The organism is Sandaracinaceae bacterium (genome assembly GCA_016706685.1).
Taxonomy (GTDB): Bacteria; Myxococcota_A; Polyangia; order Polyangiales; family Houyiibacteriaceae; genus JADJJE01.
In genome coordinates this window covers 172011-184080 of sequence record JADJJE010000004.1, presented here as the reverse complement: position 1 = coordinate 184080, position 12070 = coordinate 172011, and the positions used below count along the sequence as shown (strand labels likewise).

Annotated in this window: 8 protein-coding genes; 5 read left to right on the top strand and 3 right to left on the bottom strand. The window is 70.0% G+C overall.

Annotation, left to right across the window (positions count from 1 at the left end; genetic code table 11):
• Positions 1 to 27 precede the first annotated feature (27 nt).
• A complete protein-coding gene (locus IPI43_08595) occupies positions 28 to 861 on the top strand; it encodes a tetratricopeptide repeat protein (GenBank protein MBK7774186.1) in 834 nt (277 codons plus the stop codon).
• Positions 862 to 884: 23 nt separating this feature from the next.
• Entirely contained in the window at positions 885 to 2276 is a 1392-nt protein-coding gene (locus tag IPI43_08590; GenBank protein ID MBK7774185.1) for a putative metal-binding motif-containing protein, read from the top strand.
• A gap of 4 nt (positions 2277 to 2280) precedes the next feature.
• On the opposite strand, the gene IPI43_08585 is transcribed toward IPI43_08590, so the two are convergent.
• Positions 2281 to 3759, bottom strand: coding sequence for a serine/threonine protein kinase (locus IPI43_08585; protein ID MBK7774184.1), 1479 nt, complete (start codon positions 3757 to 3759; stop codon positions 2281 to 2283).
• Between the two features lie 101 nt (positions 3760 to 3860).
• Between IPI43_08585 and IPI43_08580 the strand changes: the two genes are divergently transcribed.
• On the top strand, positions 3861 to 4538 hold the full coding sequence (locus IPI43_08580; protein MBK7774183.1) for a hypothetical protein: 678 nt from the start codon (positions 3861 to 3863) through the stop codon (positions 4536 to 4538).
• A gap of 54 nt (positions 4539 to 4592) precedes the next feature.
• A complete protein-coding gene (locus tag IPI43_08575) occupies positions 4593 to 5798 on the top strand; it encodes a glycosyltransferase (GenBank protein ID MBK7774182.1) in 1206 nt (401 codons plus the stop codon).
• Between the two features lie 479 nt (positions 5799 to 6277).
• Here the strand turns inward: IPI43_08575 and polA are convergent, their stop codons facing one another.
• Positions 6278 to 8965 carry a DNA polymerase I gene (gene polA, locus IPI43_08570; GenBank protein ID MBK7774181.1) on the bottom strand — a complete coding sequence of 896 codons (2688 nt, stop codon included), beginning with the start codon at positions 8963 to 8965 and terminating at the stop codon, positions 6278 to 6280.
• A gap of 107 nt (positions 8966 to 9072) precedes the next feature.
• Here polA and IPI43_08565 point away from each other — a divergent pair, with 107 nt between their 5' ends.
• Complete coding sequence (locus IPI43_08565) at positions 9073 to 10503, top strand: sigma-54-dependent Fis family transcriptional regulator (GenBank protein MBK7774180.1); 1431 nt, start codon at positions 9073 to 9075, stop codon at positions 10501 to 10503.
• A 72-nt stretch (positions 10504 to 10575) separates the two neighbouring features.
• Here the strand turns inward: IPI43_08565 and IPI43_08560 are convergent, their stop codons facing one another.
• Positions 10576 to 12006: a SulP family inorganic anion transporter gene (locus IPI43_08560; protein MBK7774179.1), complete on the bottom strand. Its 1431-nt coding sequence runs from the start codon at positions 12004 to 12006 to the stop codon at positions 10576 to 10578.
• Positions 12007 to 12070 lie beyond the last annotated feature (64 nt).

Here is a 12070-nt window from a genome sequence, read left to right as displayed (position 1 = left end):
GGCCCCTCGGGCTATACTCACCTCGGAATGCGCCCCCGCACAGTCATCTGCGCGATCCTCATCGTCTGTACGAGCTGGGTCGGAACGCCCGAAGCGGCGGCCCAGTCACGCGAAGCCCTCACCCACTACGAGCGCGGGCGCGAGCATTACCAAGCCGGGCGCTACCGCGAGGCCGCCGAAGAGCTGGAGCGTGCCCACGCACTGGATCCGGAGTCCCCCACGCTGGCCTACAACCTGGCGCGCGTGTACGAGCTGATGAACGACTTCGAGCGCGCGGTCTTCTACTACTCCCGGCTCATCGAGATGACCCCTCCCAGCGACGAGCAGCACGTCTCCGCGTTGGCCGCGCTAGAGCGGGTGCGAGGGGCACAGGCCGCGATCGACACGCAGCGCGCGGCGGACGAGGCCGCCCAGGCCGAACGAGAAGCCGAAGACGCGCGGCAGCGCGAAGAAGACCTGCGCCTGGCGCGCGAGCAGGCCACCATCGAGACCGAGACCCGCCTCCGGGTGCGCGGCCGGGCCGACGCGGCCTTCTACGCCAGCGCCTTCGCGGGCATCGGCGCGCTGGGCGGCGGCACGGTGCTGGGCCTCTACGCGCTGCGCCGGGACAACGAAGCGGACGACTGGGTGGTGGGCCCCAACCACACGGCGCGGGCGCGGTCGAACGCGCAGGCCAGCGCGCGGCGCATGGCCATCGGCGCAGACCTCCTGCTGGGCACGGGCGTGGCGGCGGGGGTCAGCGCGCTGCTGCTGTACTACCTACGTGAACGCCACCCCCACGACGAGACCGCGCGGTCGTTGCGGCTGACGATCGAGCCGACAGCGCGCGGCGCCACGCTGCACCTTGGGGGCCTGCTTTGAGGGCTGCCGAGGGTCGTGTGGCGATGTCTTGGGTTGCGATTGCTGCGCTCCTGGCGTCCGCGCTCGCCGTCCCGGGCTGCGCGTTCCTGGTCTCGGACGACCCGATTCGCTGCGAGGCGGTCGCCGGTGAGGCCGACCCATGCCCGCGTGACCGGGTGTGTATCAGCGGGTTCTGCGTGCCCGCGCCCGTGTGCGTGCCCGCCACGGAGCTGTGCAACGGGCTCGACGACGACTGCGACACGTTCCTCGACGAGGGCCACGACGACGACGGCGACGGCTTCTCATGGTGCGGCGCCGGACTGGCCGACGAAGCGGACTGCGACGATACACGGACGGACGTGCACCCCGGGAGCGTGCGGCGGTCCATCGCCGAGGCAGACGAGCTGTGCGACTCGCGTGACAACGACTGTGACGAGAGCGTGGACGAGGACCGTGGCAGCCTCTGCGCTGCGCTCGAGCAGTGCTTCGCAGGGGTGGGCTGCGCGGTCCCGGACTGCACCTACCCCGGGTTCGAGTGTGACGCGGGCGACGCGTGCGACGTGGACGCGGCGCCGCCCACCTGCGTGACGGGCGTATGCACCCCACAGAGCTGCATGGCCCCCGAGGTGTGCGATGCGGCCACCGGGTCCTGCGTGCGCCCCCTGCCGCTCGACTCGGCGTGCGTGGTCTCGGCGCAGTGCGAAGAGGGCGCGTGCGTCCCGAGCCGAGCGTTGACGGGCGGCGCAGGCAGCGTCTGCGCGAAGGCGTGCTGCGAGGACGCACAGTGTCCCGCGGGCCGCATCTGCTGGGCATCTCCGAGCGGCGCGCGGGCGTGCGTGCTCCCGAGCGCCATCGGGTCCGCGAGGGGGACTTCGCCGCTGGGCGCCACCTGCAGCACCTCGGCCGAGTGCGCGAGCGCGCGCTGCCTCGACGGGCTCTGCCGGGAGACCTGCGGGCGCAACGCGGACTGCGATGGGGGCGACTCGTGCGCGCTCTTGCCCAGCGAAGACGTGGACCCGGCACAGGCCCTCTCGTGTGTGGACATCACGGGCGGCGAGATTGGGGCGGCCTGCACGCCGTCCGCCCCCTGCGCCTCCAAGATGTGCGTGCTGCGCATCGAGTCCGGTGAGTCCATCTGCCTCGGCGGCTGTCACACGTCGGCCGACTGCCCGAGCGACATGTACTGCGGCAGCGTGAGCGTGCGCGGGCCCGACGCGGCCCAGACCAACGTGCAGGCGTGCGAGCCGCGCCTCCACCCGGGCGGTGCGCTGACCGGCGTGGCGTGTTCCATGGCCTGGTCATGCCGTGATCTCGCCTGCATCGGTGGCCTGTGCGCGGACACGTGCTGCTCCGACACGCAGTGCCCGGTGGGCTTCGCGTGTGAGCCGGTCAACCGCGGGCGCGACGACTACGAGATGCGCTGCATCCCGCGTTGATGTGTCAGTCGAAGCGCTCGTAGGCAGAGGCGCCCGGGCGCATGGCGCTGGGCGAGGCCGCTTCGCGGCCCGCCGGACGACGACGCGCACGCGTGAGCGTCACACGCTGTGGTGCCTCGATGGCCGCGAACAGGTGACGCTGCGGCGTGTGCCCTTCGAGGCGCAGCTCCACCTCCAACGCCGCGCCCGCCGGAAGCGGAGCCACGATGGGCGTGGTGCCCATCAGCACGCCGTCCGCCCACACCTCGGCGCCGGGCGGAGACGTCTCGAGCGTGGCGTTCACCTGAACGGTACCGCCGGCTCGCGAGGGCTGGCTCACGTCGGCGAAGGCCCCCACTAGCGCCGCGTCTGCCACGTTCGGAGCCTCCGCGGCTACGGCCGCCGCGGTCACCCGAGCATCCTCACGAAACGTGAGCGTGAGCACCAGCGCCGCCAAAGCCACCACGGCCAGCGACCCGGCCAGCGCTCCCACGCCGGCGCGGCGCACCTTGGGCTGGCGCCACGCGCGGTCGATGGCGCGCGTGACCCGACTGGCCGAGGCGAACGCGCGCACGGCGGGGCTCGCGGCATTGAGCGCCTCGAGGAAGGCGCCCGCGTCCCGGAACCGATCCTCCGGAGACTTGGCCAGGGCCTTCATGACCACGCGGTCGAGGGCCGGCGGGATGGGCGCGCTGGGCACGCGCTGCCGCGGCGAGACGGGCATCTTGCGGATGTGCTGCGCCATGACCACCACGGCGTCGGGGTCGTCGAAGGGCGGCGAGCCCGTGAGCATGGCGTAGAGCAGCGCGCCCACGGCATAGAGGTCGCTGCGCCCATCGAGCTCGTGCCCCTGCGCCTGCTCTGGCGACATGTACTTGGGGGTGCCGAAGACCGTGCCGGCCTGGGTCTCGAGCGCGTCCACGCTGATGTCCCCGCCCACGATCTTGGCGATGCCGAAGTCCAGCACCTTCACCAGCGGCTCGTCGGAGGCCGGGTCTTCCGTGAGAAAGATGTTGTCCGGCTTGAGGTCGCGGTGGATCACGCCCTTGTCGTGGGCTTCTTTCAGCGAGCTCAGGATCTGGGCGGTGATGTCCACGGCGTCCTGCACGCCCAGCTCACGGTCACGGATGGCCTGGCTGAGCGTGCGCCCCTCGAGGTACTCCATGGCCAGGAACAGCAGCCCCTCGGGCGTCTCGCCGAAGTCGATGACGCGCACCGTGTTGGGGTGCACCAGCAGGCTCATGGTCTTGGCTTCGCGGTGGAAGCGCTGCACCGTGTCGCGGTCCCAGGCCGAGTGCTGGCGCAGCACCTTCAGCGCCACCGCCCGCCCGAGGCCCAGCTGCGTGGCGCGGTAGACCGTGCCCATGCCGCCCGTGGCGACGATCTCGCCCACGTCGAAGCGGTCGGCCAAGCGCTTGCCTTCGAGGTCCTCGGCCAGGTCCACGGGGATGCCGTCCCGAAAGCCGGGCGCGTCCTCGAGAGGAGTGCCGTCACGTGGGCACACGCTCTCTCTACCGCCGCCGAAGGATGTTCCGCATGTGGGGCAGATGCGCATTCGCTACAGAGACCGTAGCACCGCCTGCGGACCCATGAAAGACTCGCTGCGTGAGTCTGGCCGACACGTCTTCGGGCGCACGCTACGTGGTGTCGGCGTCCACGGTGGCCCACCGGGGGGCGTCGCAGCTGTACTTCGCCGCCCTGCTGAGCCAGCGGGTGATGGTGGGGGGGCGCCTGGGGATGGCGCTCCGGAGGCTGCGGACGATCGCCGGTCCCGACGAATTCGACCACGTCCGGGTGGCCCGCTACCCCAGCCAAGGGTCGCTCTCGGCGCTGCGCTGCTCGCCCTTGCTGCTGGCCATGGGGCCCCTCCAGCGGCGCGGGGTGTCGGGCCTGCAGATCTCGCTCGGGTCCGTCACGCAGGCCCCCGGCGATTGGCGGGAGGTGCGCGCGGCGTGGGTGCTCACGGACCAAGCCCACGAGCGCTCCCGGGCCCTCTGCGCGCTACTCGGAGGGCACTCCCACCTGGGCGGATCGTGCGCTTTCGAGGCCACGCTCAACGCGCTCCCGCCCCACCCGCTAACCGCTTCGGTCCCGCCCCCGCTCCAGGCCACATCCCTGAGCGTGCTGGCCTTCCCCAGTGTTCGGCTGGCCCTCGACGCGCTGGCGCTACCGGAGGTCACCCGCTTCCTGGCTCAGACAGCCGGGCCTGCGGGCATCCGCGGCGAGCTGGGCTGGGCGCTGATGGAGCGGGTCTCCCTGCGCGAGATGCTCACGCCGGGGTGAGGTCGCTGACTTGGCCGGGTGCCCAGTTGGTGCCATAGTTCGCGCGTATCCCCCATGGGCATCCTCGCAACGATCCTGCTGGTCTGCGCCGCCGGCGCCCTCGCCTTCTTCTATCTGGGGGTGTGGTCCACCGTGCGGCACACGTCGCTGCCCATCCCCACCCTCGCGGATGAAGCGGCGTACCCCCCCATCTCGCTGCTCAAGCCCATCAAGGGCACCGAAGAGGCGCTCGAGCAGAACCTGCGCAGCTTCTTCGAGCAGGACTACCCCGCCCCCTTCGAGCTGGTCTTCGCCAGCTGTGAAGACGGCGACCCGGGCATCGCGCTCGCCCGCCGCGTGGCGCGTGACTACCCGAACGTCCCGGTCACCTTCGTGCGCTCGGACGTGAGCTTCGGCCTCAACCCCAAGGTGGCCAACCTCAAGGGCGCCATGGACGCCGCCCAGTACGACCTGGTGCTGCAGTCGGACGCCAACGTGCGTGCGCGCCCCACCTACGTGCGGGACATCGTGGGCGAGCTGGTCTCGCACGACGCGTCGCTGCTCAGCAGCATGGTGGTAGGCGTGGGCGAGAAGACCGTCACCGCCGCCATGGAGAACCTGCAGCTGGGCGCCATGATCGCCCCGGCCACCTGCACGGCGCTGCACGTCGCCGGCGTCACCTGCGTCATCGGCAAGTCCATGCTGCTGCGCCGCTCGGAGCTCGAGGCGCTCGGGGGCCTCGAGCTGGTGCGCGACATCCTGTGCGAGGACTTCATTCTCGGTGAGACCTACCGCGCGGCGGGCAAGCGTCTGGTGCTGTCGTCGCACACGGTCGAGAACGTGAACGAAGTGCTCTCGCTCGAGGCCTTCCTGGCGCGGCACTCGCGCTGGCTGAAGATGCGCGTGGTCATCCACGTGGGCTCGTTCGTGGCGGACATCTTTGCCAACCCCGTCTTTCTGTCGGCCGCCGCGGTGCTGGCCAGTGACTTCGACCGTCGTGCCCTGGCCGCGTTCGGCTTGGCCGTGGTGCTCAAGGGCGTGGGCGACGCCTTCCTCGTGCGCGTCTGCCGCGGCACCGCCATGCCGGTGCGCTTCCTGCTCATCGCGCCCTTCAAAGACCTGCTCATGGGCTTCGTCTGGTTCTACAGCGCGTTCTCCCGCAGCGTGACCTGGCGCGGCAAGAAGCTGCGCTTCGGCAAGGGCAGCCAGCTCCGCCAGGACGACGGCACCCTGCCCGTGCGGGTGGCGCGGCGGATCTTCTCGGGCGAACAGCCGCGCTGAATCGGCACCAGGCTCCAACGGCTGAAGCGCTGAAGCCTGATGATCCTACACATCTTGCGAGGAGGCCGATTGGCCTTGCTGCAAGGTTCTATGGGCACCCCCGGCTGGAAGCCGGGGGCAGCAAACCAGCCTTGGATGGGCATAAAGTCCCCTGCGGGGACTAGATGGCTGGCAGCAGGGTTTGCCCTACCAAGGGTACTCAGACACAGCGTCCGGCCACCCTCGGTAGACCACACCCCATTGTCGACCACCCAGTCCGCCCAAAGGGCGGACTGAATGTGTCCAAGTACCCTTGGGAGAACGGCCCCCAACTTCACCGCCATTTAGTCCGTCCCGCAGGGCGGACTTTCAGGTCGCCCAGGCCTGGTCTGCTGCCCCCGGCTTCCAGCCGGGGGTGCCCTTTGGAACTTGCAGCAGGCCGAATCCACCCCCTCAGGATATGTGTGGAATCGTCAGCCTGAAGCAGTGGCCCCTCAGCCTCAGTGAGCGACCACCCAGTTCGCGCCCACGCCGATGTCCACCACCAGCGGCACGCTGAGCGTCATGGCGCCCTCCATGCAGCGGCGGACCAACGCCTCGGCGGCCTGACGCTCTGCCACCGGGACTTCGAACACCAGCTCGTCGTGGACGCTGAGCAGCATGCGGGTGGCGAGGTGGGCGCGGCGCAGCTCGCTCTCGATGCGCACCATGGCGATCTTGATGATGTCGGCGGCGGTGCCCTGGATGGGGGTGTTGCGGGCGATGCGCTCGGCTCCGGCGCGCAGGTTGTGGTTGCGGCTGCGGATGTCGTTGAGCGTGCGCTTGCGGCCCAGCTCGGTGGTCACGAAGCCCGTGCGATGGGCCTCCTCCACCAGCCGCTCCATGTAGCGCTGCACGCCGGCGTAGCGCTCGAAGAACGCGTCGATGTAGCGCTTGGCCTCGCCGCGCTCGATCTTGAGGTTGCGTGCCAGGGCGAACTGGGTCTGCCCGTAGATGACCGCGAAGTTCACCGTCTTGGCCTGGCCGCGCTGGTCGCGCGTCACTTGGTCGGCCGGCACGCCGAAGAGCGCCGTGGCCGTGCGCACGTGCACGTCGCTGCCCGTTTGGTAGGCCTCCAGCAGCTCGGGGTCCTGGCTCAGGTGGGCCAGCACGCGCAGCTCGATCTGCGAGTAGTCCGCGGCCATGAGCAGGCAGCCGTCGGCCGCCACGAAGCACTCCCGGATGCTGCGCCCGATGGGCGTGCGAATGGGGATGTTCTGCAGGTTGGGGTCGCTGGACGAGATGCGCCCCGTGGCCGCCACAGCCTGGTTGTAGTGCGTATGCACGCGGCCGGTGTGCGGGTCGACCTCGCGCGGCAAGGCCTCGATGTAGGTGCTCAGCAGCTTCGCGAGCGAGCGGTGCTCCATGATGGCGTCGGGCAGCGGGTGCAGCGGGGCCAGCTCCTCGAGCACGCTCGAGTCCGTGCTGCGCCCGGTCTTGGTCTTCTTGACCACGGGCAGCCCTAGAACGTCGAAGAGCACGTTCTCGAGCTGCTTGGGTGAGCCCACATTGAAGCGCACCCCCGCGAGCTCGTGGCAACGCGCCTCGAGGACGGCGAGCTCGCGCGTGACCGTCTCCGTCATGGCCGCGAGCGGCGCCACGTTGAGCTGGATGCCGACGCGCTCCATGCCCGCCAGCACGCGCGCCAGCGGCAGCTCGATGTCGAACATCAGCCGCCGGAAGTCCCCCTGGTCCATGCGGGGCGCCAGCAGCTTGGCGAGGCGCAGCTGGAAGTCCGCACGCTGCCCCGCGTAGTCCACCAGCTCCGCGCCGGTCAGGTCCTCGATGGCGACCTTGCCCTTGCCCTTCCCCAGCACGCTCTCGAGCGACACCAGTTCGGCGTCGAGCTCCGCCCGCGCGATGTCACCGAGCCCGTGCGCGTGGCGCCCGGGATCCAGCAGGTAGCTGGCGATGGTGGGATCGAAGCGCTCGCCGCGCAGGACGAGCCCACGCGTCCCCCACACCAGATGCTCGCGCTTTACGTCGCCGATCTTGGGCAGGAGCGAGTTGGCCAGCAGCGGCGCGAGGAACGCCTCGAGGGCCTGCTGGGCCACGCCCGCGTGCCCGAGCCGCGCCACGGGGACATAGGCACCCACACCCTCGGTCGCGGTCAGGGCCACCCCCAGCAGCTCACCGCGCCGCGCGTCGTCGCGCGCGACCACGCTGTGGATGGACAGCTGCCCAGCCTCGCGAATCGCGGCGCCCAGAGGCTCGAGGTCCGCTTCTTCCGTGACCAGCTGATAGTGGCCCTCCACGCTGGGCACGGGGTCCATCTGCGCCAACATGCGGGTGAACTCCAGCTCGGTGAAGAGCTTGCGGAGCGCGAGGGCGTCGCCCCCGTCGTAGCGCGCGGCGTCCAGGCGCAGCGGCACGTCCACGTCGTAGCGCAGGCTCACCACCTCGCGGGACAGGTAGGCCTCCTCCCGGTGGTCGATGAGCTTCTGCTTCAGCGCCTTCTGCTTGATCTCGTCGATGGCCGCATAGATCCCGTCGAGCGAGCCGTGGTCCTCGAGCAGCTTCGCGGCGGTCTTCTGGCCCACCCCCTTCACGCCGGGCACGTTGTCGGAGGAGTCGCCCATCAGCGCCAGCAGGTCGCGAACCTGCTCGGGCGGTACCCCCATGCGCTCGATGGTCTCGGCGCGCCCGAAGACCTTCTCGCGCATGGTGTCGTACATGGTGACGCCCTCCGTCACGAGCTGGAGCAGGTCCTTGTCGGCGCTGACGATGACCACGCTGAGCCCTGCCTCGCGCGCCTGCCGCGTGATGCTGGCGATGATGTCGTCCGCCTCGAACCCGGGGAGCTCGAGTGGGTGAAGCCCCCACGCGGCGGCCACCTCCTTCACGCGCACCATCTGCTGGCTGAGGTCCGGCGGCGCCGGCGGGCGGGTGGCCTTGTAGGGGGCGAAGATGGCCTTCCGGAACGAAGGCCCGGGCGCATCGTGCGCCACCACCACGTACGCTGGCTCATGTTCGTTGATGAGCTTGAGCAACATGGACGTCACGCCCTGCACGGCGTGCGTGGGCTCGCCACGGCTGTTCGAGAGCGGCGGCAGCGCGTGGTACGCGCGGAAGACGTAGGAGCTGATGTCGATCAGGTAGAGGGTCTTGGGGTCCCCCTTGGGAGGAAGCGTCGCGGCCTGGTCGATCATCCGCGCGAAGATCGCGCGGGCACCGCGCGGGGTCAACCCAACCTCCTCCCGAGTGGCAGGGCGTTCGCGCGCGCCACGCAGGAAGCGGCGCGGTATACTGACGAGCCATGCCGACCGGAACGTCGCCGAGTGCTCGCAAGCCATCTGCCGCAGGCCAGCGTGTGTTGGTCGTGGAAGACGACGCCGCGATGCGCGATCTCCTCGAGGAGACGCTGCAGCAAGAGGGGTTCGAGGTGTTCACCGCGGCGGACGCGGCCTCGGCCCTGCTCGAGCTGGAGGCCGAGTCGGTGCATGCCGTGGTCACGGACCTCAACCTCGGCGGCGTGAACGGCATCGAGCTGTGTCAGCGGGTGCACGCGTTGGACGCCACGCTGCCGGTAGTGCTGATCACCGCGTTCGGAAGCCTGGACGCGGCGGTGGGCGCAGTGCGCGCCGGGGCCTACGACTTCATCACCAAGCCGTTCAAGATGGAGCAGCTGGTGCTGGCGCTGCGGCGAGCCGCCAACCTGCGCGACATCCAGTCGGAGCTCAGCGCGCTGCGCGCGTCGGTGGCGCGGGCAAGCGCGTTCGGGACGCTCGTGGGGGAGAGCGAGCCCATGCGCAAGCTGCGCGCCACGCTCGACCGCGTGGCTCGCTCGGACGCCGCGGTGCTCATTCTCGGCGAGAGCGGCACGGGCAAGGAGCTCATCGCCAAGTCCATCCACGCCAACAGCGTCCGCGCGAAGGGGCCCTTCGTGGCCGTGAACATGAGCGCCATCCCGGCCACGCTCATCGAGAGCGAGCTCTTCGGGCACGCGCGCGGGGCGTTCACCAGCGCGCATGGCAAGCACGACGGGCTCTTCGTGCAGGCCAACGGCGGGACGCTCTTCCTGGACGAGGTGGGCGAGCTGCCGCTCGACCTCCAGCCCAAGCTGCTGCGCGCGCTCGAGCAGGGGTCCGTGCGTCCGGTGGGCGGCGAGCACGACGTGCGCTTCGACGTCCGCATCATCGCGGCCACCCATCGGGATCTCGCCGCGCGCGTGGAAGAGGGTACCTTCCGGGAGGACCTCTACTTCCGGCTGAACGTCCTCGACATCCACGCGCCACCGCTGCGCGCACGCGGGCGCGACGTGCTCACGCTGGCGCAGCACTTCCTCGAGCCGTTGGCGCGCGCCGCCAAGCGCCCCGAGCTGAGCCTCTCGCCGGACGCCGCTCAGCGCCTGCTGGAGTACACCTGGCCGGGCAACGTGCGCGAGCTGAAGAACTGCATCGAGCGTGCGGTGGCGCTCTCACGCACGGACCACATCTCGCTGGCCGACCTGCCCGAGCGCATCCGCGACTTCGACCCCGGGCACCTCGTGGTGGTGTCGCGCGACATCGACGCGCTCCTGCCCCTCGAGGTCATCGAGCGCCGCTACGTGCTGCACGTGCTGGACGCGTGCGGCGGGAACCGCACCGTGGCCGCCGAGGTGCTCGGGATGGGCCGCAAGACGCTGTATCGCAAGCTGCTCGAGTGGGAGGGTGAGCGTGGATCGTCACGCCCGGGGACAGCGAGCTGAGGCTCTACCCGCCTCCTGCCACCCCTCTCCGGGGATGGCATCGACTCGCCACGGCGGGCGCGCACGCCTACATCAATGGGCGCTCGCACTCACTTGAGTGAGGTCGACGCCGATCACCTCGACGACGATGCTCCGTGAAGCCGCTTCGACCTGAAACGCGGCGAGCAGCTCCTTCACATCAGGGTCGATGTACTCACCGGTGCAGTCGATGCGCACCCTGTCTCCGTCGCCGATCTGGTCGATGGCACTCTGGATGGCCGGCTTTGCGACGAAGGTTCCATCACGATGAAAGGTGAGATTCCATGTTCCGTCGACCTGCTCCATTCGCACGACGTCGCGCGCGTTCTGGCGAAGGACGAAGATCACGCCGGCGATGATCCCGATGATCACACCTTCCAGCAGATCGGTGGCCAGGATCGCAGCGATGGTTACCCCAAATGGAAGCAGCTGGTCGATGCCGAGCCGGTACTGCGCACGGAACAAGCGCGGGTTGCAGAGCCCGAAGCCGACCTTGATCAACACTGCCGCGAGGCACGCTAGCGGAATGCGGTTGAGCAGCGGTCCGAGCGCGAGCACGGCGACCATCAGGAGCACCGCATGGAAGATGGATGACCAGCGCTCACGTCCGCCCGCCGCCACGTTGGCGCCGCTTCGAACGATGACCGCCGTGACCGGCAACCCACCGGCGAGGCCGGACGCGACGTTGGCGACGCCCTGGGCGAGCAGCTCGCGGTCGGGCGGGCTCTTCCGGCGCAGCGTGTCGATGCGGTCCACAGCCTGAATGGACAGCAGGGTCTCGATGCTCGCGACGACCGCGACGGTGACCGCAGCGACCCAGGTGGCTGACGCGCCGAGGGCTGCCAGGTCAGGGCGCGGCAACGCCGCGATGAGTGCGCCCGCTCCCTCGGTGGGAACCGAGACTAGCTGGGCACTGGTCATGGCCAGCGCAGGGATGCCCTCGAACGCCACGCCCAGCACGGCGCCGAGGAGGACGACGATGAGCGCTGAAGGGAGCCACTTCACCCGGGCGAGCGGGGTCCGCTCCCAACCGAAGAGGATCACGAGGCTGACCACGGTGATCAACAGCGAGCCAGGGTGGAAACCAGCGGGGATGTCAGCGAGCGCCTCGACGCCTGCCCCGACCGGCAGCTGCTTCAGGATGATGGTCGCACCGATGGCGGCGAGCATGCCTTTGACCACGGCCGACGGGACCAGCGTGGAGAACCGCCCGGCGCGCAGCGCTCCGAGGATGACCTGAAAGACGCCAGCAAGCGCGGTGGCGGTGAGAAAGGCGCCGAGGCCGATGCGGCCGACCTCCACCAAGACGATGGAGGTGAGGCCTGCGGCGGGGCCGCTGACCGAGACATGGCTGCGGCTGATGAGCGGGACCACAGCACCGCCAATGATTCCGGCGATGAGGCCGGAGACCGGCGGCACCCCGCACGCGATGGCGATGCCGAGGCAGAGGGGCAGCGCGACGAGGAACACGACGACACCCGCCATGGTGTCTGTCTTGGCGTAAGAAAATATCCCGGACGTGGTCATGGGGCTCCCAGCGGATGAAGGT